The organism is Polymorphobacter fuscus (assembly GCF_011927825.1).
Classification (GTDB): domain Bacteria; phylum Pseudomonadota; class Alphaproteobacteria; order Sphingomonadales; family Sphingomonadaceae; genus Sandarakinorhabdus; species Sandarakinorhabdus fusca.
In genome coordinates this window covers 686,061-704,116 of record NZ_JAATJI010000001.1, presented here as the reverse complement: position 1 = coordinate 704,116, position 18,056 = coordinate 686,061, and the positions used below count along the sequence as shown (strand labels likewise).

At 67.0% G+C, this 18,056-nt stretch carries 18 protein-coding genes; 9 read left to right on the top strand and 9 right to left on the bottom strand.

All coding sequences use genetic code 11. The features are described 5' to 3' along the window. Positions 1-2: 2 nt before the first annotated feature. The gene (gene gcvPA, locus GGQ62_RS03380; protein WP_152576494.1) at positions 3-1,370 is read left to right on the top strand and encodes an aminomethyl-transferring glycine dehydrogenase subunit GcvPA; all 1,368 of its coding nucleotides are present in this window, start codon (positions 3-5) and stop codon (positions 1,368-1,370) included. Continuing rightward, a complete protein-coding gene (gene gcvPB / locus GGQ62_RS03375; RefSeq protein WP_152576495.1) occupies positions 1,367-2,926 on the top strand; it encodes an aminomethyl-transferring glycine dehydrogenase subunit GcvPB in 1,560 nt (519 codons plus the stop codon). The genes gcvPA and gcvPB overlap by 4 nt, the downstream gene beginning before the upstream one ends. A 16-nt stretch (positions 2,927-2,942) precedes the next feature. Here gcvPB and GGQ62_RS03370 read toward each other — a convergent pair whose 3' ends face one another. Beyond that, entirely contained in the window at positions 2,943-3,602 is a 660-nt protein-coding gene (locus tag GGQ62_RS03370) for an arylesterase (protein WP_341533727.1), read from the bottom strand. Positions 3,603-3,627: 25 nt separating this feature from the next. Here GGQ62_RS03370 and GGQ62_RS03365 point away from each other — a divergent pair, with 25 nt between their 5' ends. The 4 genes from GGQ62_RS03365 (at position 3,628) to GGQ62_RS03350 (ending at position 8,410) form a co-directional block, all read left to right on the top strand. Beyond that, positions 3,628-4,338 (top strand): ABC transporter ATP-binding protein, encoded by a 711-nt coding sequence (locus GGQ62_RS03365; RefSeq protein WP_152576496.1) that lies wholly within the window; start codon positions 3,628-3,630, stop codon positions 4,336-4,338. A 12-nt stretch (positions 4,339-4,350) separates the two neighbouring features. Beyond that, positions 4,351-5,058: a dienelactone hydrolase family protein gene (locus GGQ62_RS03360; RefSeq protein ID WP_152576497.1), complete on the top strand. Its 708-nt coding sequence runs from the start codon at positions 4,351-4,353 to the stop codon at positions 5,056-5,058. Then, positions 5,055-7,553, top strand: coding sequence for an ABC transporter permease (locus GGQ62_RS03355; RefSeq protein ID WP_243445968.1), 2,499 nt, complete (start codon positions 5,055-5,057; stop codon positions 7,551-7,553). Before GGQ62_RS03360 ends, GGQ62_RS03355 begins: the two co-directional genes overlap by 4 nt. Before the next feature lie 104 nt (positions 7,554-7,657). After that, positions 7,658-8,410, top strand: coding sequence for a Bax inhibitor-1/YccA family protein (locus GGQ62_RS03350; RefSeq protein ID WP_152576499.1), 753 nt, complete (start codon positions 7,658-7,660; stop codon positions 8,408-8,410). Positions 8,411-8,497: 87 nt separating this feature from the next. On the opposite strand, the gene GGQ62_RS03345 is transcribed toward GGQ62_RS03350, so the two are convergent. The 6 genes from GGQ62_RS03345 to GGQ62_RS03320 all read right to left on the bottom strand — a co-directional run bounded on the left by GGQ62_RS03345 (position 8,498) and on the right by GGQ62_RS03320 (position 12,038). Then, the gene (locus GGQ62_RS03345; RefSeq protein WP_152576500.1) at positions 8,498-9,079 is read right to left on the bottom strand and encodes a 2-hydroxychromene-2-carboxylate isomerase; all 582 of its coding nucleotides are present in this window, start codon (positions 9,077-9,079) and stop codon (positions 8,498-8,500) included. A 13-nt stretch (positions 9,080-9,092) separates the two neighbouring features. Beyond that, a complete protein-coding gene (locus tag GGQ62_RS03340; protein ID WP_152576501.1) occupies positions 9,093-9,815 on the bottom strand; it encodes an SDR family NAD(P)-dependent oxidoreductase in 723 nt (240 codons plus the stop codon). Beyond that, the gene (locus GGQ62_RS03335; protein WP_152576502.1) at positions 9,812-10,285 is read right to left on the bottom strand and encodes a PaaI family thioesterase; all 474 of its coding nucleotides are present in this window, start codon (positions 10,283-10,285) and stop codon (positions 9,812-9,814) included. Before GGQ62_RS03335 ends, GGQ62_RS03340 begins: the two co-directional genes overlap by 4 nt. 2 nt (positions 10,286-10,287) lie before the next feature. Further along, the gene (locus GGQ62_RS03330; RefSeq protein WP_152576503.1) at positions 10,288-10,575 is read right to left on the bottom strand and encodes a DUF8200 family protein; all 288 of its coding nucleotides are present in this window, start codon (positions 10,573-10,575) and stop codon (positions 10,288-10,290) included. A gap of 32 nt (positions 10,576-10,607) precedes the next feature. Next, positions 10,608-11,060 carry a MarR family winged helix-turn-helix transcriptional regulator gene (locus GGQ62_RS03325; RefSeq protein WP_152576504.1) on the bottom strand — a complete coding sequence of 151 codons (453 nt, stop codon included), beginning with the start codon at positions 11,058-11,060 and terminating at the stop codon, positions 10,608-10,610. Between the two features lie 72 nt (positions 11,061-11,132). After that, a complete protein-coding gene (locus tag GGQ62_RS03320; protein ID WP_152577042.1) occupies positions 11,133-12,038 on the bottom strand; it encodes a dienelactone hydrolase family protein in 906 nt (301 codons plus the stop codon). Between the two features lie 90 nt (positions 12,039-12,128). On the opposite strand from GGQ62_RS03320, the gene GGQ62_RS03315 reads away from it, so the two are divergent. Then, a complete protein-coding gene (locus GGQ62_RS03315; protein WP_153401060.1) occupies positions 12,129-12,980 on the top strand; it encodes an alpha/beta hydrolase family protein in 852 nt (283 codons plus the stop codon). 7 nt (positions 12,981-12,987) lie between these two features. On the opposite strand, the gene GGQ62_RS03310 is transcribed toward GGQ62_RS03315, so the two are convergent. Both GGQ62_RS03310 and GGQ62_RS03305 read right to left on the bottom strand, forming a co-directional pair. Next, positions 12,988-13,650 (bottom strand): MBL fold metallo-hydrolase, encoded by a 663-nt coding sequence (locus tag GGQ62_RS03310; RefSeq protein ID WP_152576505.1) that lies wholly within the window; start codon positions 13,648-13,650, stop codon positions 12,988-12,990. A 55-nt stretch (positions 13,651-13,705) separates the two neighbouring features. Then, positions 13,706-15,613, bottom strand: coding sequence for a S9 family peptidase (locus GGQ62_RS03305; RefSeq protein ID WP_152576506.1), 1,908 nt, complete (start codon positions 15,611-15,613; stop codon positions 13,706-13,708). A gap of 176 nt (positions 15,614-15,789) precedes the next feature. On the opposite strand from GGQ62_RS03305, the gene GGQ62_RS03300 reads away from it, so the two are divergent. Together GGQ62_RS03300 and GGQ62_RS03295 are read left to right on the top strand one after the other, a co-directional pair. Continuing rightward, positions 15,790-17,400, top strand: coding sequence for a SulP family inorganic anion transporter (locus GGQ62_RS03300; RefSeq protein ID WP_152576507.1), 1,611 nt, complete (start codon positions 15,790-15,792; stop codon positions 17,398-17,400). A gap of 10 nt (positions 17,401-17,410) precedes the next feature. Beyond that, positions 17,411-18,049: a carbonic anhydrase gene (locus tag GGQ62_RS03295; RefSeq protein WP_152576508.1), complete on the top strand. Its 639-nt coding sequence runs from the start codon at positions 17,411-17,413 to the stop codon at positions 18,047-18,049. Positions 18,050-18,056: the final 7 nt, after the last annotated feature.

Sequence of the window (18,056 nt, the reverse complement as noted above, 5' to 3'; positions counted from 1 at the left end):
CCATGCGCTACCTGCCTCTCACCCAGCCCGACCGCGAGGCGATGCTGGCGGTCATCGGCGCTGCCGATATCGACGCGCTGTTCATCGATGTGCCGCAAAGCGCACGGCTGACGGCGCCGATCGCCGCGCTGCCGCTGCACGCACCCGAACAGACGGTCGAACGCGCGCTCGGCGCGATGGCGGCGAAGAACATGACGGCAGGGACGGTGCCGTTCTTCGTCGGCGGCGGTGCCTACAAGCATCATGTGCCGGCCAGCGTCGACCATATCATCCAGCGCGGCGAATTCCTGACGGCGTACACGCCCTATCAGCCGGAAATCGCCCAGGGCACGCTGCAGGTGTTGTTCGAATTCCAGACCCAGGTGGCGCGGCTTCTCGGCATGGACGTCGCCAATGCCAGCATGTACGACGGATCGACGGCGATGACGGAGGCCGTCTTCATGGCGCGCCGGGTGACGCGGCGCGCGAAGGCGCTGGTTTCGGCGGGGGTCCACCCGCATTATGTCAATGTCCTGAAGACATTGACGCAATTTACCGATGATGTGGTCGAAGTCGGCGAACCGGCGCTGCAATCGGGCAAGCCCGGGGATGACATCGACGCGTTGATGGCGGGGATCGATGCCGAGACGTCGTGCGTCGTCGTACAGAACCCCAATGTGTTCGGTCATGTCGCCGACCTGGCGCCGTTGGCGCAGGCCTGCCATGCCGCCGGCGCGCTGCTGGTGGTGGTTGTCACCGAAGTCGTGTCGCTCGGGGCGATGATGTCGCCTGGCGAGATGGGCGCCGATATCGTTGTCGGTGAAGGCCAGTCGATCGGCAACGGCCTCAATTTCGGCGGGCCGTATCTGGGGCTGTTCGCGACGCGCGACAAATATGTGCGGCAGATGCCGGGGCGTCTGTGCGGCGAGACCGTCGATGCGGACGGCAAGCGCGGCTTCGTGCTGACGCTGTCGACGCGCGAACAGCATATTCGGCGCGAGAAGGCAACGAGCAATATCTGCACGAATTCCGGGCTTTGTGCGCTGGCGTTCAGCGTTCACATGACGTTGCTCGGCGAGAAGGGCTTGCGGCACCTCGCCAGCCTCAACCATGCGCACGCGGTGCAACTGGCGGAGCGGCTGGGGCGGATCCCGGGTGTCGAACTGGTCACGACGACGTTCTTCAACGAATTCACCCTGAAACTTCCGGTCGAGGCGCGGCCGGTGGTGCGCAAGCTGGCGGACCGCGGCGTGCTTGGCGGGATTTCACTGGGGCGGCTCTACCCGGGGGTGGCGGCGCTCGATCGCGGCATGCTCGTCGCGGTCACCGAAACCGCCACCGACGCGGATTTCGACGCTTTCGAAGATGCTCTCGACGAGGTGCTGGCATGATGAATTCGCAAGGGCGCGTCACACGGATCGCCGGCACCGGGTCGGTGGCGGAAACCTTCACCGGCAACAAGGCCCTGATGCTGGAAGAGCCGTTGCTGTTCGAGCGCGGCGCAGTCGATCGCTGCGGCGTCGATCTGGATGACGTGCCGGTGGTGCAGGATCGGTTGGGCGGGCTGGCGCGGACGGCGCCGATCAACCTGCCGGGGCTGTCGGAACCCGAGACGGTGCGGCACTATACCCGGCTGAGCCGGCAGAATTATGCCATCGACCTCGGCATCTTCCCGCTGGGATCGTGCACGATGAAGCACAATCCGCGGCTCAACGAGAAGATGGCGCGGTTGCCGGGCTTTGCCGACATCCACCCGTTGCAGCCGCAGCCGACGGTGCAGGGTGCGCTGCAACTGATCGACACGCTGGCGACCTGGCTCAAGCTGCTGACCGGCATGCCCGAAGTGGCGATGAGCCCCAAGGCCGGCGCCCATGGCGAATTGTGCGGGATGCTCGCCATCCGTGCCGCGCTGGAGGCGCGCGGCGATGCCCGTTCGGTGGTGCTGGTGCCCGAAAGTGCCCATGGCACCAACCCGGCGACGGCGGCCTTTTGCGGCTATGCCGTCGAGAATATCCCCGCCAACGCCCGCGGCCGGGTCGATGTCGAGGCATTGCTGGCGCGGCTGGGGCCCGATGTGGCGGCGGTGATGATCACCAATCCCAACACCTGCGGGCTGTTCGAACCCGACATGGTGGCGATCTGCGACGCCGTCCATGCAGCGGGCGGGTTCGTCTATTGCGACGGCGCCAATTTCAACGCGATCGTCGGCCGGGTGCGGCCGGGCGACCTCGGCATCGATGCGATGCACATCAACCTGCACAAGACCTTTTCGACGCCGCACGGCGGCGGCGGTCCGGGGTCGGGGCCGGTGGTGTTCTCGGCCGCGCTGGCCCAGTTCGCGCCGCTGCCCTTCGTGCGCAAGACGAAGGACGGCTTCGAACTGGTTGAAGAGGCTCAGGCCAAGGCGAGCAGCGACCATGACCATAGCTTCGGGCGCATGGTCGCCTTCCATGGCCAGATGGGAATGTTCGTCCGCGCTCTGGCCTATATGATGAGCCATGGTGCCGATGGCTTGCGGCAGGTCGCCGAGGACGCCGTGCTCAACGCCAACTACATCCTTGCGAGCCTGAAGGACGTCTATACGGCGCCGTTCGCAGCGACCGGACCCTGCATGCACGAGGCGCTGTTCTCGGACGATTTCCTCGAAGGCACAGGGTTGACGACGCTCGACCTTGCCAAGGCGATGATCGACGAAGGCTTTCACCCGATGACGATGTATTTTCCGCTCGTCGTCCATGGCGCGATGCTGGTCGAGCCGACCGAGACCGAGAGCCGCGCCAGCCTCGACCAGCTCATCGGTGCCATGCGCTCCATTGCCGAACGGATGCTTGCCGATCCCGATGCCTGGCGGACCAGCCCGCATCTGGCGCCGCGGCGGCGGCTCGACGAGACGGCGGCAGCGCGCAAGCCGGTGCTGCGCTACACTCCGGGCCGCGACGCCGCCTGACGTCGTGGCCGGTCGGTCAGCCGGGCAGGGCGTCGAGTTCCCGCAACACGAAGGGCGTGATCTTGTTGACGATCACGGTCAAGCCCTTCGGCGTCGGATGGAGACCGTCCGAAAGCTGCATGCCCGGCACCGCGGCCACGCCGTCCATGAAGAAGGGATAGAGGGCAACCTTGTTCGCCTTGGCAAGTGCCGGATACAGCGCATTGAAATCACGCGCATAGGTGGCGCCCAAATTGGGCTGGGCCAACATGCCGGCGAGCAGCACCCGGACACCGCGCGCCTTGAAATCCTTGATAATCGCGTCGAGGTTGGCTTTCGCCGTCGCAGGGGACTGGCCGCGCAGCATGTCGTTGGCGCCGAGCTCGACGATGACAAGATCGGGCTTCGTCTTCAGCCCCTGCAGGCCCCAGGCGATGCGGGCCTTGCCTTGCGCCGTCGTGTCGCCCGACACGCCGGCATTGATGACGGTCACGTCGCGGCCCTTGGCGCGCAACGCCTTTTGCAGTTGCGGCGCAAAGCCTTCGCCCGGGCGTAGCTGATAGCCGGCGGTCAGGCTGTCGCCGAATGCCAGGATGGTGCGCGACTTGGCAACGGCCGCCTGCGACAGGAACAGCAGCGCCAGCAACGCCGCCAACTGGTAAAGCCGGCCGTTCATGCCATATCGGCGGTCAGCCACGTTCGAATCGCTGTTTGGGATCATCATGCCAGCCAATATCGTTATCGATGCCCGCGATGTCACCCTGCGCTTCGGCAGCGGCAGTGCCGCAGTCGAGGTTTTGCGCGGCGTCAGCCTTGCGGTCGGCGCCGGAGAGCGGCTGGCGATCCTGGGCCCGTCGGGATCGGGCAAGTCGTCGCTGATGGCGGTTCTCGCCGGCCTGGAGAAGGCGTCGTCGGGGCAGGTGATGGTCGCCGGCGCCGATTTTTCGGCACTGGACGAGGATGGGCTGGCGCGGGCGCGACGCGGGCGCATCGGCATCGTGTTGCAGGCGTTCCATCTGATCCCGACGATGACCGCGGTCGAAAATGTCGCCGTACCGCTCGAACTCGCCGGGATCGCCGAACCGCAGGCCAAGGCAAAGGCCGAGCTGGAAGCGGTCGGTCTCGGCCATCGGCTGGATCATTATCCGACGCAATTGTCCGGCGGCGAACAGCAGCGGGTCGGGCTGGCGCGCGCGATCGCGGCGCGGCCGGCGCTGATCTTTGCCGATGAGCCGACCGGCAACCTCGACGAGGCGACGGGAGAAGCCGTGGTGGCGCTGCTGTTCTACCGGCTGCGCGAAACCGGCGCGACGCTGGTGCTGATCACCCATGACGCGGGGCTGGCGGCGCAATGCGACCGTGTCATCGAAATGAAGGACGGCCATATCATCAGCGACCGGCGGCATGCTGAGCTGAATGCCGTGGCCGAATAGGGAGGACCTGCAATGCCAGCGTTACACTACACCGATGGCGATGCGCTGTGCGAGGGCCATGTAGCGCTGCCGTCCGGCACCGGGCCGCACCCGGCGGTGGTGATCTTTCACAATTGGGCCGGGCAGGGGCCGCATGAAGTCGCCGCCGCGGAACGGCTGGCGGCGCAGGGCTATGCGGCGATTGCGGCGGACATCTATGGCGCCGGCGTGCGCGGCGAAGTCTTCGGAGACAATAGCGCGCTGATGGACCCGTGGATGGTGGATCGTGCCGGGTTGCGCACACGCATTCTGGCGGCGGTTGCGGCAGCGGCGGCGCATCCCGCGGTGGATCCAGACCGCATAGCGGTGATGGGCTATTGCTTCGGCGGTCTATGTGCGCTCGATGCAGCGCGGTCGGCCGACCCGCGGGTCCGGGGCGCGGTGAGTTTTCATGGGTCCTATTCGCCGCCGACGATCGGGGCACAGGCGCCGATCACCGCCAAGGTGCTGGTGCTGCACGGCTGGACGGATCCGGTCTGCCCGCCGGATGCGACCGTGGCGCTGGCGCATGAACTGGAAGCGGCCGGCGCTGATTGGCAGATTCACGCCTATGGCCAGACCGGCCATGCTTTCACCGCCCCGGGCCTCAACAATCGCGCCGCCGGCATGTTCTATCACCCTGATGCAGACCGGCGGTCATGGCGGGCGATGACCGATTTTCTGGACGAGGTGTTCGGTTGAACCTGCCCCTGCGCCTTGCCCTGCGGGAACTGCGTGGCGGCCTGACCGGGCTGCGCCTGCTGGCCGTCTGCCTGATCCTGGGGGTTGCCGCGCTGGCAGGAGTCGGCAGCCTCGCGTCGGCGATCAACGCCGGGCTGGCCGAACGCGGCCAGTTGCTGCTGGGCGGCGACGTCGAGGCGCGGCTGTCGAGCCGCTTCGCCAGTGGTGACGAGCGGGCACGCTTCGACCGCGAAGGCGTGGTGTCGAATGTCGTGCGGCTGCGCGCAATGGCCGGGACCGCCGATGGTGCGGATCGCCTGCTCGCCGAGGTCAAGGCCGTCGATGCCCGCTGGCCGCTGTACGGGAATTTTCGCAGGGTCGACGGGCCGTCGTGCCGCGCGGGCTGCATCGCACCCGGGACCGCGGTGGTGGCGCCGGCGCTGGCCGAACGGTTGGGCCTGAAGACCGGCGATACGCTGATGATCGGCGAAGCGCGGCTGCGCGTCGCCGGGGTGGTCGCCGAGGAGCCCGATGCGGCAGGCGAGGGCTTTGGCTTTGGCCCGGGCGTGCTGATGGCGCGCGATGACGTGGAAGCGACGGGGCTGTTGCAACCCGGTGCCCAGTTCCGCAGCCTGTACCGGATCAAGCTGCCGCCGCGCGCCGATGCCGTCGCGGTGGCAAAGCGGCTGGAGGCCGAAGCGCCCGATGCGGGTTTCCAGTTTCGCGACAGCAGCAACGGCGCACCGTCGACCCGGCGTTTCGTCGACCGGCTGGGCCAGTTCCTGACACTCGTCGGATTGACCGCGCTGGTGGTGGCGGGCGTGGGCGTTGCCGGCGGGGTGAGCGCCTATCTGGGCGCCAAGACGCGGACCATCGCGACGTTGAAGACGCTGGGGGCCGATACGGCGACGATCCGGGCGATCTATTTGTGGCAGATCGGGCTGGTTGCGCTGGGCGCGGTGGCGATCGGGCTGGCGATCGGTGCGGCGACGCCGTGGATCGTGGCGCGGCTGGCGGCGGCGAGCCTGCCGGTGCCACCGGTGCTGACGCCGCAATGGGGCGCGCTGGCGACAGCGGCGGCCTATGGCGTGCTGATCGCGCTGGCGTTCGCGCTGTGGCCGCTGGCGCAGGCGGCGCGGATGCCGGCGGCGCGGCTGTTTCGCAGCCTGACCGAGCGGCGCGATCGGCCGACGCCGGGGATGATCGCCGCGATCGTCGGCGCCGGGCTGGCGATCGTCGGCATCACCGTCGCCAATGCCACCGACCGGCTGTTCGTGCTGGGCTTTGTGGGGGCGGCGCTTGCGCTGATCGGGCTGTTGTGGGCGCTTGCCGGGCTGGTACGCTGGACGGCGGCGCGAGTGCCGCGGCCGCGGGGCACGCTTGCGCGGCTGGCGCTGGGCAATCTGCATCGGCCGGGGGCGCCGACCCGCCAGCTGATCGTCGCGCTCGGCCTGGGGCTGACGTTGTTCGCGACGCTGGCGGTGATCGAGACCAACTTCACCGGCCAGATCAGCCGCACGCTGCCGGACAAGGCGCCGACCTTTTTCGTCATCGACATTCCCAATGATGGGCGCGCTGGCTTCGAGGCGATGGTGGCGCAGCAGGCGCCGGGTGCGGCGATGACGGTGGTGCCGAGCCTGCGTGGCCCGGTGACCGCGGTGAACGGCGTGCCGGCCAGCCAGATCGACGCCGGGCCCGATGCCTGGATCCTGCGCGGCGACCGTGGGCTGAGCTATGCTGCGGATTTTCCGCCGAACAATGAACTGGTCAGCGGCACATGGTGGCCGCGTGACTATGCCGGGCCGCCGCTGATTTCGATCGACGACGATGCCGCCAGGGCGCTGGGGCTGAAAATCGGTGACAGCATCACCGTATCGGTGCTGGGGGTCGAACTGACGGCGAAGATTGCCAGCACGCGCAAGATCGACTGGCAGTCGCTCGGCTTCAACTTCGCCATATTGTTCGCACCCGGCAGCCTGGAGGCAGCGCCGCATGGCTGGATGGCGACGCTGGCGGTCACGCCGGCGCAGGAACGCGGGATCCAGTCGGCGTTGGCGGCGCAATTTCCGACCGCGTCGGTGGTGCGCGTCAAGGACGTGCTGGGGCAGGTGGCCGAACTGCTCGGGCAGCTTTCGGCTGCCATTCGCGCCGCCGCAGGGGTGACGGTGGCGGCCGGCATCGCCGTGCTGATCGGCGCGCTGGCAGCAGGCGCGCGAGCGCGCACCTATGATTCGGTTCTGCTCAAGTTGCTCGGCGCCACCCGCGGGCAGGTGGCGCGGGCGACGCTGGCCGAATATGGGCTGCTGGCGCTGGTCGTGTCGGGGTTGGCGTTGTTGTTGGGGGCAGGCGCCGGCTGGTATGTCATCACCCAGGTCTTCAAGCTCGAATGGCAGCCCGAATGGGGCCCGGTGGTGGCGACGGTGCTGACCGGCGGTCTGGTGACCGTGCTGCTGGGGCTGGCGGGGTCGTGGCGGGCGCTTTCGGCGCGACCGAATGCGGTTTTGCGCGACCTTTGACCGCCGGGTTAATGACTTTCGCGTAATGCGCCCCCATTGAATTTTTCGCGCCAATCGACAATATAGACGCTGACCCCGGCGATTGTGCCGGACAGGAGGATTAAATGGCCAACCCGGTCGACCCCCGTTTTGCCAGCGCCCGGCCCGTTGCCGGCGCCGAGGCAGGCTATGACGAGGGCCTGCGTTCGTACATGATTTCGATCTACAACTACATGGCGTCGGGCGTGTTGCTCACTGGCGTCGTGGCGTTGCTCGTCGCGACCAATCCGGCATTGCTGGCGACCTTTTTCGCGCAGAATGCCGAAACCGGCCGCTGGGGCCCGACCATTCTCGGCTGGGTCGCCATGCTGTCGCCGCTGGCGCTGATCCTGGTGATGAACTTCGGCATCAACAAGCTGTCGGAAGGGCAGCTCAAGGCGTGCTTCTGGGGCTTTGCCGGCCTGATGGGCGTGTCGATGTCGGTGATCTTCCTGCAGTATACCGGCGCGTCGATTGCCCAGACCTTCTTCGTCACGGCCGCCGGTTACGGTGCGCTCAGCCTGTATGGCTACACGACGAAGCGGGACCTGTCGGCGTTCGGCAAGTTCCTGATCATGGGCCTGATCGGCATCCTGCTCGCCATGCTCGCCAACTTCTTCTTCCAGTCGTCGGCGCTGCAGCTGGGCATCAACATCCTCGGGGTGCTGATCTTTGCCGGTCTGACCGCCTATGACACGCAGCGGCTGAAGAACATGTACTTCGAACTCCAGGGTTCGTCGTTCATCGGCAAGGCCGCGGTGATGGGCGCGCTGACGATGTATCTGAACTTCATCAACCTGTTCCAGTTCCTGCTCGCCTTCATGGGCGATCGCCGCTGATCCAGCGGCCCGGACGGAGATGACGCGGCCCGGCGGAGCAATCCGCCGGGCCTTTTTTGTGCCGCGCTGTAATGCGCGCGACGCGGGTTACAGCGCGGCTTCGACCCAGTCGAGGCGATCCTGGCCGAAGAACATCTCGGCGCCGACGAAGAAGGTCGGCGCACCAAAGACGCCGCGGCGGACGGCCTCGTCGGTGGCATCGATCAGCGCCGCCTTCACCGCCGGATCATTGGCACGGGCGAAATGGACATCGGGATCGAGCCCGGCGCCGATCAGCGTCGCGGTGAGCACGGCGGCATCACCAAGGTTGCGGGGATGTTCCCACATGCCCGAGAACAGGACCTCGGCGAGCGGCGCGAAATCGCGCGTGCCGCGGGTTCCGGTGAGCATGCGCATCATGGTGATGGTGTTGATCGGGAAGTCGGGGTTCATCGCGAAGGTGATGCCGTCGCGGGCGGCGCAGCGCGCCATGTCGGTGTTCATGTAGCGCCCGCGTGCCGCAACGAGTCCGGGGGCGGCGTTTCCGGTCGCCTTGAAGATGCCGCCGAGCAGCACGGGGATGTAATCGACGACGGCGCCGGTGCGCGCGACGATGGCGGGCAGGCGGCGATGGGCGAGATACGTCGTCGGCGAACCGACATCGAACAGAAACGTGATCGTCTTCGGCATGGCTTGACGCCTTTCAGAAGGGTTCCACCCAGGGCCGCAGGTCGAGTTCGTGCGTCCAGGCGTCGCGCGGCTGGTGGTGGAGCATGACATAGTTGGCGGCGATGTGATCGGGATCGAGGATGCCGGCCTCGGCCTTTCGCGCATAGCGTTCGGGGAACTGGCTGCGGATGAATTCGGTGTCGATGGCGCCAGCGATGACGACATGGCCGACATGGAGCCCGCGCGGCCCGAGTTCGCGTGCCATGCTTTGTGCCAGGGCACGCAGCGCGTGTTTGCCGCCGGCAAAGGCGGCGAAGCCGGCGCCGCCCCGCACGGCGGCGGTGGCGCCGGTGAACAGGATGGTGCCACGCCCGCGCGGCACCATGCGCCGCGCCGCCTCGCGCCCCATCAGAAAACCGCCGAGCGCGCACAGCTCCCAGATCTTGCGGTAGCGGCGTTCGGTCTCCTCCAGGATCGACATGGGCGAATTGGCCCCGATGTTGAAGACGGCCACCTCGACCGGACCGATGTCGGCTTCGACCCGGTCGAACAGCGCCACCATCTTGGCTTCGTCGCGCGCATCGGTGCCGATCGGCACACAGGCGTGGCCGGCGGCAAGGATGCGCTCGGCAAGCGGGGCAAGTGCGTCGGCATTGCGGCGGACGGGGACGGCGGTAAGACCGTCGCGCGCAAAGGCGGCGGCGATGGCGCCGCCGGTGGCGTCTCCGGCGCCGATGATGATGGCAGCGCCGGTCATTGCGGCGCCGGCGGCGACAGCGGGAAGACGAGGCAGGTCGTGGTCCCGGTGGCGATCAGCCGGCCTTCGCTGTCGGTCAGGGTGCCGCGCGCGGTGGCAACGCGGCGGCCAGCGGAGAGCACCTCGCCGCGGGCCGTGACCTCGCCCGTCGCCGTCGTCATGGCGCGGATATAGGTGATGTTGAGATCGATGGTCGTGTAGCCGGTGCCCGCCGGCAGCCGCGTGTGGATGGCGCACCCCATGCAACTGTCGAGCAGTGTCGCCGCATAGCCGCCGTGGACACTGCCGATCGGGTTGTAATGTTCGGGGCCGGGATGGCCGGTGAACGTCACCCAGCCCTCGCCGGCGCCACCGACACGCATCGCCATCAGCCGGCCGATCGGGGCGCCCGGAAAGCGGCCATCGGCCATGCCCTGGATGCGTTCGAGACCCGTGTGGCCGGCCAGGTCGTCAGGGGCGATCGACGGCATGGTCAGGATTTCAGGTGACGGTTGCACCGCGCCAGTTCGGCCTCGCCGAAGGCGGCGTCGCCGGCGCTGAAGGCACTCACCCGGCCGGCGCGATCGGCGAGGGTGGTGCAAAGTCCGACCGCAGTGTTGACGACGCTGTCGGCGGTGCCGGCGCAGCTGGTCCCCGTGCACTGCCACAAGCCGCGCGCCGTGGTGACGCGCTCGGCCGCGGCCGGCGCTGCCAGCGTGGCGGTGCCGGCGACCGGTGCGGCGGCGGCTGCGCTTGCGGAGATGGCTGCAATTGCAATCAACAGGCTACGAAACATGCAAGGGTCCTCGTTGGTCAAAGATGGCTGTAGGTCTCGTCGAGAATGAAATGCAGGGTGGCAAGACGGCCGTCGCCGAGCGCGTCCTGAACCTGGCGCTGAGCGGCATGCCAGCCCTGCGCGGCGGTACGACGCTTGTCGGCGCCGGCGTCGGTCAGGCGAATGCGCTTGGCGCGGCGATCGTCGGGATCGGGGTCGAGAACCAGATAGCCGGCGGCCTGAAGCGGCTTGAGCAGACGTGACACTGTCGAGGCATCGGCCGAGAGCCGGTCCGCGAGGATGCCGACGCCAATCCCTTCGCGGCGACTGAGGCTGGCGAGGACGCCATATTGTCCGATGGTGAGGCCATAGGCAGCCAGGCCTTCATCGTAGATCTGGGTGATCCGACGCGACAGGCGGCGCACCCGGGCGGCGGTGCATGGCCCGGCGGCCAGGGACGGCAGCGGCGGCAGGGGTGCGGCGGTGGCCATGACGATGCGTTAGGACAATCTGCAATTGCAGACAATATCCAAAACGCAAGGCAGGCCTTGTCGTTGCTGTCTTCAGCGCTGCTTCAACGCCTCCAGGGTTCGGCCCCAGGCCAGATCGGCCGCTGCCTGGTCGAAGCGGGCGGCCGAGGTGTCGTTGTTGAAGGCATGGTTGACACCCGGGTAGGTAAAGGCCTCCACCTTCACCCCGGCCGCCTTGAGCGCGTCGGCCCAGGCGGCGGCGCCGGCGTTGATGCGCTCGTCGAGGCCGGCGAAATGCAGCATCATTCGCGCCTTGACCCGCGCCGCGCCGGACAGGTCGGCGGGTGCCGGGCCATAATAGGCAACCCCGACACGCAGGGCCGGTCCGGCGGCGATGGCGAGATTGTTGACCAGCCCGCCGCCCCAGCAGAAGCCGACGGCGCCGGGCACGCCATTGCCGTCCGAATAATCGTCGAGCCATTTGACCGTATTGACGGCGTTGGTGACCGTCTGAGCCGGGTCGAGCGTGCCGATCAGCTGGCGGGCGATATCATCGGCGCTGGTGGTGCCGTTGCCGGTGCGCGGCGTTTCGCCAAGGGGGGTGAGGAAATCGGGTGCCAGTGCGACAATGCCGGACAGGGCCAGGCGGCGAGTGACGTCACGGATATGGTCGGTCAGACCGCGATTTTCGTGGATGACGATCGCGCGGGGGGCGCGGGTGCCGCCGCGCGTCGGCCGGGCGATATAGCCGGCCATGCGGACGCCGTTTTTCAGGGTGAAGACGATCCGCTCGGCAGTGATGCGCGGGTCGGCCTCGCTGGTCAGCGCCCGGGCGTCGGCGCGGGCTTCGATGAGCGGCAGCAGGGCGAGCGCAGCCGCCGTGCCGCCGGCCAGGCGCGCCATGCCGGTGATGAGATCGCGCCGGCTGCCGCCGACATGGGTGAAATGGTCGTACATGGCGATCATGGCCTGAGAAATCGGCGGCAGCTCGTTGTTCATTGTCACGCATTTCCCCCTGAAGATCGGCGCGAGACTATCGCGCACGCCTGGGGTCCGCTAGACGGAATTGGCGGGCGAAAGGGCGGGACGATGCGATTTTGGCTGCTGGCATTGCTGATTGCCGTCCCGGCTGCGGCGCGGCCGCCGGCGGCCCTCCACACCGATCCGCCGCGCGATGTGGCGCATCCGGCGCGGATGGAGGTGCTGCATGTGCCGTCGGGCGATGTGGCGATCAACGGCGTTGCCTATCTGGCGGCCGGCAAGGGGCCGCACCCGACCCTGGTCATCGCCCATGGCTGGCCCGGAAATGAGAAGAACCTCGACCTGGCGCAGGCGGTGCGGCGTGCCGGGTGGAACGCCGTGACGTTCAACTATCGCGGCAGCTGGGGAAGCCCCGGCGCATTCCAATTCGCCCAGGTGCCGCAGGACCTGACGGCGGTGGTGGCCTATTTGCGGCGTCCGGCCGTGGCGGACCGGCTTGGCGTCGATTCGAAGCGGATCGTTTTGGCGGGACACAGCATGGGCGGCTGGGCCACGGCGATTACCGCCGCGAAAGACCCGGCGCTGGCCGGCGCGATCACGATCTCGCTTGCCGACCTGGGGCTGATCGGCGGCGCGCCGCGGGGGCAGTTGATCGCCCAGGCCGCGATGAACAGCGAGACACTGGCGGGGACGAGCCCCGAAATGATGGCAGACGAGTTGATCAGCGGCGCCGCCGCCAATCGGGCGGCCGCCGGCGTGGCGGGGTTGAAGGCGCTGCCGATGCTGGTGCTGACCTCCGACGACGGGCTGGCGCCGGGAAGCGCATCGCTGGTGTCGGCAATCCAGGCGGCCGGTGGCGCCAGGGTGACCGCGGCGCATGTGGCGACCGACCATAGCTGGTCGGACGCGCGGTTGCGGCTGGAGACGCTGGTGATCGACTGGCTGGAAGGGCTGAAATAGCGCCCGGTCAGCGCAGCACGGCGTCCGCCACATAGGGGTTGTGGCGGCGTTCGGCGGCGAAGGTCGACATGGGACCATGGCCGGGGACGAAGGCGGTGGCGTCGCCCAGCGGCCATAGCTTGGTGGTGATCGCGCTGATCAGGTCTTGATGGTTGCCACGGGGAAAATCGGTGCGGCCGATGCTGCCCTGGAAAAGCACGTCACCGACGATGGCGAGGTTCGACGCGCCGTGGTGGAAGACGACATGGCCCGGGGTGTGGCCGGGGCAGTGATAGACGTCGAGGGTCAAATCGCCGACCGTTACCTGGTCGCCATCGAAAAGCCAGCGATCGGGCGTGAAGGCGGTGGCGCCGGGCAGGCCATATTTTGCGCCATTCTGCGGCGCCTGGTCGATCCAGAACTTGTCGGCGGGGTGGGGGCCTTCGATCGGGACACCCAGTTTTTCGGCAAGGACACCGGCGAGACCGCAATGGTCGATATGGCCGTGGGTGATGAGCAGCTTTTCGACTGTCACGCCCTGCTTGTTAGCGACCGCCATCAGCCGGTCGATGTCGCCCCCGGGGTCGGTGAACGCGCCGCGCATGGTTCGGGTGCACCAGAGCAGGGTGCAATTCTGCTGCAATGTCGTGACCGGCACGATGACGGCCTGGAGGGGAGGGCGAGCGTCCATGCCATTGCTGTGCCGCCATCCAGGCCTGCCGGCAAGGGCAGCGTCGATACCGGCGCTATTTGAGCAAGGTCCGGTCCCAGAAGACCAGCCGGGTCAGGAACTCGTAATCCTGGTTTTCCTTCTTCTGATAGCCATGGCCTTCGTTGGCGGCGATCAGATGCCAGGCCTGGCCGCCGCCCGCCCGCACCGCATCGACCATCTGGATCGATTCCGATGGCTTGACCCGCGGGTCGTTCGACCCGGTGACGACGACCAGCGGGATCTTGATGTCCTTGACATGGGTAAGCGGCGAGATCGCCATCAGCTTGGCGCGCTGGGCCGGCACGCGTTCATCCCCATATTCGACACGGCGAAGTTCACGGCGATAGCTTTCGGTGTTTTCGAGCAGGGTGACGAAGTTCGATATCGGCCGCGCGCAGATCGCGCCTTTCAGCCGGTCCCCATATTTGATGGCGGTCGCATAGCACATGTAGCCGCCATAGCTGCCGCCGGTTTCGGCGACCCTGGTGGCATCGATGTCGGGCCGGGCGGTCAAGGCGTCGAGGAACGCGCCGATGTCCTTGACGCTGTCTTCGCGCTTGGAAGGGCCGTTGTCGAGGCCGGCGAAGCGCTTGCCATAGCCCGACGAGCCCCGGACATTGGGGTAGAAGACGGCAATGCCCTTTTCGTTGATGAGGTAATTGGTGCGGCCGAGATAGCCGGGGCGGGTCTGGCTTTCGGGGCCGCCGTGGATATCGATGATCAGCGGCCGCTTGCCGGGAAAACGTGCCGGATCGGGGCTGTAGAGAAAGCCGGAGACCGGCAGGCCGTCGAAGGATTTGACGGTGATCAGTTCCGGCTCGCGGTTTTTCGATGCGTCGAGCCCGCCGGTTTCGCTCATCGTCCAGCGCGTGGTCGCGAGGCTATTGGGATCGAGGCTCCAGGCGTCTGCGGGCGAGGTGGCGCTGGCCAGCGAGAAGCCGATGCTGCCCCAGGGGGCGACCTTGAGGCCGGTGATGACACCGGCGGGCAGCTTCGCCGTGCCCAGCACGGCGCCGGTCGCTGGCGCGATCAGGCGCAGGACACTGCTGCCGGCTTCGTTGCTGACAGCGGCGATGAAGCTGGCATCGGGGGCAAGGTCGAAGTCCTCGACATCCCATTTCGGCGTGGCGGTGCCGAGCGGACGGAAGCCGCGGCGGGCGTCGAGCGTGCCGAGCCGCTGGACGTCGCTGTTGACGTCGGATGTGACATAAATGGTGCCATCGGGCGCGTAGCGGGCATTCTGGTAACTGGCTGTCGCATTGGCCGGTGTCAGCGGGGTGAGCCGGCCGCTGGCCAGGTCGATCGCGTAAAGGTCCGACCGTTCGATCGAGCTGCGCTTGCTGACCAGCGCCGTCTTGCCGTCGGGATGGAAGTCCGCGAACGACCAGCCGCCGCCCTGCATCTGCGCCACCATGCGATCCGATTTCGGATCGGCCGGGTCGATGAGCCAGAGATCGCCATCGGCGCCGTTGCGGCGGGTGGAGGTATAGCCGACCCGCCGGCCGTCACGCGACCAGGTGGCGCCGGTGTTGCGGCTCTTGCCGTCGGTCAGCAGCGTCAGCCGGCCTTCGGCGAGCGTGTAGAGCTGGAAGAATTCGCCGCCGCCGACATCCTTGGTGACGAGGATCGTCTTGCCGTCGGGCGAAAAGCGCGCCGACGCAATGGGTTCGCCTTCGAAGCTGAGCTGGGCGCGGTCGCTGCCGGGGGCGCTGACGCGGTGCACCTGCGCGGCGCCGCCGAAGCGGGTGGTGACAAGCATGGCGCGGCTCTGCGGATCCCAATCCTGGAATTGCGCCGAGCGATATTCGAGATAGGGACGGATCTGCGCCGCCAGTGCGGCCGGGATGGCGGGGATGCCTTCGGCAGTGATGGCGGCCGGCAGAACGACATCCTGGGCGAACGCCGGGGTGGCGAGCAGGGCAGCAACGAACAAGGGACGCATGCGGACTCCGATCGGGCGGGACGACCTGCTTGTGTCATTGGCGATGGTGGCAAGGCAAGGGGCGCCCGAAGGCGGCGCCGCCCGGATGGCCGAAGTGCTGCGAGGATTTCGCATTTTGCATTGTGTCGTTCATTACAGATGGTTTAGGAAGCGACGGAATTCACAAAGGGCCATCGATGTCAGATCAGACGGCCGTCGGCGGTCACGCCGCGGCGCGCAAGGGACCGTTCTCGAGTTGGCGGACGGATCTGCCGGCATCGATCGTCGTTGCGCTGGTGGCGCTGCCATTGTGCCTGGGGGTGGCGCTGGCATCGGGCGCGCCGCTGTTCGCCGGTCTTATCGCCGGCGTGGTCGGCGGCGTCGTCGTCGGCTTGCTGAGCAAATCGCCACTATCGGTCAGCGGCCCCGCGGCCGGGCTGACCGCGATCGTGTTCACGGCGATCGAATCGCTGCCTTCGTACGAGACATTCCTGCTTGCGGTCGTCCTTGCCGGGATTTTTCAGATCGGCTTCTCGCTCACCAAGGGCGGGGTGCTGGCGGAGTTCGTCCCGTCATCGGTAATTACCGGCATGCTGGCGGCGATCGGCCTGATCCTGATCTTGAAGCAATTGCCGCACGCCGTCGGCTATGACGGCGACCCGGAAGGCAGCTTCACCTTCTGGCAGCGCGACGGATCGAACACCTTGACCGTCTTGTTCGACATCCTGCGCGATAACATCGTCTGGGGTGCAGCGCTGATCGCGGCGATCAGCCTGGCGTTTCTGTTCTGGTGGGACAAGGCGCGTCCCAAGGAAGGTCCGTTGCGGCTGTTGCCGGGGCCGCTGGTCGTCGTGGCGTTCGGGATCGGCGCCAACACCTTCTTCCAGGCTGTGATGCCGGAACTGGCCGTGGCGCCGTCGCACCTTGTGCGGGTTCCGATTTCGGAATCGCCGGCAGCGTTTTTTGCCCTGTTCCGCCTGCCGGAATTCGCCAGTATCGGCAACGGCACCGTCTGGACGGTGGCGTTGACGGTGGCGATCGTGGCGAGCCTGGAATCGCTGCTCAGCGTCAAGGCGGTCGACGAGCTCGACCCCGAACGCCGGGTGACCGACAAGAACCGCGAACTGCTGGCGCAAGGCGCCGGCAATTTGGTGTCGGGCCTTATCGGCGGCATTCCGGTCACTTCGGTGATCGTCCGCAGCTCGGCGAACGTCGAGGCCGGCGCCCAGTCGCGACTGTCGACCATTCTCCACTCGATCTGGCTGCTGTTGAGCATCGCGTTGATCCCGTTCGTGCTCAACCTCATTCCGCTGTCGGCGCTCGCCGCCGTGCTGATCGCCACCGGCTACAAGCTGGCCAAGCCCAAGCTTTTTACCGAGCGCTGGAAGCAGGGGATGACCCAGTTCATCCCGTTCGTCGCAACTGTTGTGGCGATCCTGCTGACCGACCTGCTGATCGGTATCGTCATCGGTATCCTGATCGGCCTGGCGATCGTGATCTGGCGGAGCACCGCCGACGTCATCACCTATGTCGAGAACGGCGATGCGGTGATGGTGCGTGCCAAACGCAACCTCTACTTCATCCACAAGGTCCAGTTGCAGGCCGCGTTCGAACGCGTGCCGAACGACCGGACCGTGCTTGTCGACATGTCGGACGCGCAATATGTCGACCTCGACAATGTCGACATCATCAATACCTTCGTGAAGGGCGCGCCCTTCCGCAACCTGCGCGTGGTGATCAAGAGCGATCCGCGCGGCAAGGTGGCCGAGCTGGTCGACGCCCCGCTGAGCACGGCCCGCGCCACATGAGGCTTGACCGATGAATGAAATCGAACAGCTGATGCTGTACAATCGTGCCTGGGCCGTCGAGCAGATTGCCGGCGATCCCGAGTATTTCAACCGCCAGGTCAACGACCAGACGCCGGCCTTCTTGTGGATCGGGTGTTCCGACAGCCGCGTTGCACCCGACCAATTGACCCAGGCGGCGCCGGGTGGGCTTTTCATCCACCGCAACATCGCCAATCTGGTGCGCCCGGATGACGGCAACCTCATGGCGGTGATGGACTTTGCCATCGGCTCGCTGAAGATCGACCGGATCGTCGTCTGCGGCCATTATGGCTGTGGCGGCATCAAATCGGCCCTTGAAGGCCCTGGCCCCGGACCCTTGGGGGATTGGCTGCAGCACGCCGTCAAAGTGTATGATGATCACCGCGCCGAGATCGATTCGATGCCCGACAGCCAGGCGCGTTCCAATCGACTGGTCGAATGCAATGTTCGCGACCAGCTGCTCCATGTCGCCGATAGCGCGCCGGTGCGCGCGGCCTGGGCGGAGGGTCGTGACCTTGTCCTGCACGGCTGGGTATATGACCTGCGCGACGGGCTGCTCAACTCCTTGCTGGAGATCCGCCGCGATACCGACCTCGCCGATGTCGCACGTCCGGATCGCGTACTGGTCTAACCGCCCA

Excerpts from the sequence above, each read along its gene's own strand:
- GGQ62_RS03340 (WP_152576501.1), bottom strand. The coding sequence starts at position 9,815 with ATGACCGGCGCTGCCATCATCATCGGCGCCGGAGACGCCACCGGCGGC.
- GGQ62_RS03345 (WP_152576500.1), bottom strand. The coding sequence starts at position 9,079 with ATGCCGAAGACGATCACGTTTCTGTTCGATGTCGGTTCGCCGACGACG.
- GGQ62_RS03360 (WP_152576497.1), top strand. The coding sequence starts at position 4,351 with ATGCCAGCGTTACACTACACCGATGGCGATGCGCTGTGCGAGGGCCAT.
- GGQ62_RS03300 (WP_152576507.1), top strand. The coding sequence starts at position 15,790 with ATGTCAGATCAGACGGCCGTCGGCGGTCACGCCGCGGCGCGCAAGGGA.
- gcvPA (WP_152576494.1), top strand. The coding sequence starts at position 3 with ATGCGCTACCTGCCTCTCACCCAGCCCGACCGCGAGGCGATGCTGGCG.
- GGQ62_RS03350 (WP_152576499.1), top strand. The coding sequence starts at position 7,658 with ATGGCCAACCCGGTCGACCCCCGTTTTGCCAGCGCCCGGCCCGTTGCC.
- GGQ62_RS03295 (WP_152576508.1), top strand. The coding sequence starts at position 17,411 with ATGAATGAAATCGAACAGCTGATGCTGTACAATCGTGCCTGGGCCGTC.
- GGQ62_RS03365 (WP_152576496.1), top strand. The coding sequence starts at position 3,628 with ATGCCAGCCAATATCGTTATCGATGCCCGCGATGTCACCCTGCGCTTC.
- GGQ62_RS03310 (WP_152576505.1), bottom strand. The coding sequence starts at position 13,650 with ATGGACGCTCGCCCTCCCCTCCAGGCCGTCATCGTGCCGGTCACGACA.
- GGQ62_RS03335 (WP_152576502.1), bottom strand. The coding sequence starts at position 10,285 with ATGCCGTCGATCGCCCCTGACGACCTGGCCGGCCACACGGGTCTCGAA.
- GGQ62_RS03325 (WP_152576504.1), bottom strand. The coding sequence starts at position 11,060 with ATGGCCACCGCCGCACCCCTGCCGCCGCTGCCGTCCCTGGCCGCCGGG.
- GGQ62_RS03305 (WP_152576506.1), bottom strand. The coding sequence starts at position 15,613 with ATGCGTCCCTTGTTCGTTGCTGCCCTGCTCGCCACCCCGGCGTTCGCC.
- GGQ62_RS03320 (WP_152577042.1), bottom strand. The coding sequence starts at position 12,038 with ATGAACAACGAGCTGCCGCCGATTTCTCAGGCCATGATCGCCATGTAC.
- GGQ62_RS03315 (WP_153401060.1), top strand. The coding sequence starts at position 12,129 with ATGCGATTTTGGCTGCTGGCATTGCTGATTGCCGTCCCGGCTGCGGCG.
- gcvPB (WP_152576495.1), top strand. The coding sequence starts at position 1,367 with ATGATGAATTCGCAAGGGCGCGTCACACGGATCGCCGGCACCGGGTCG.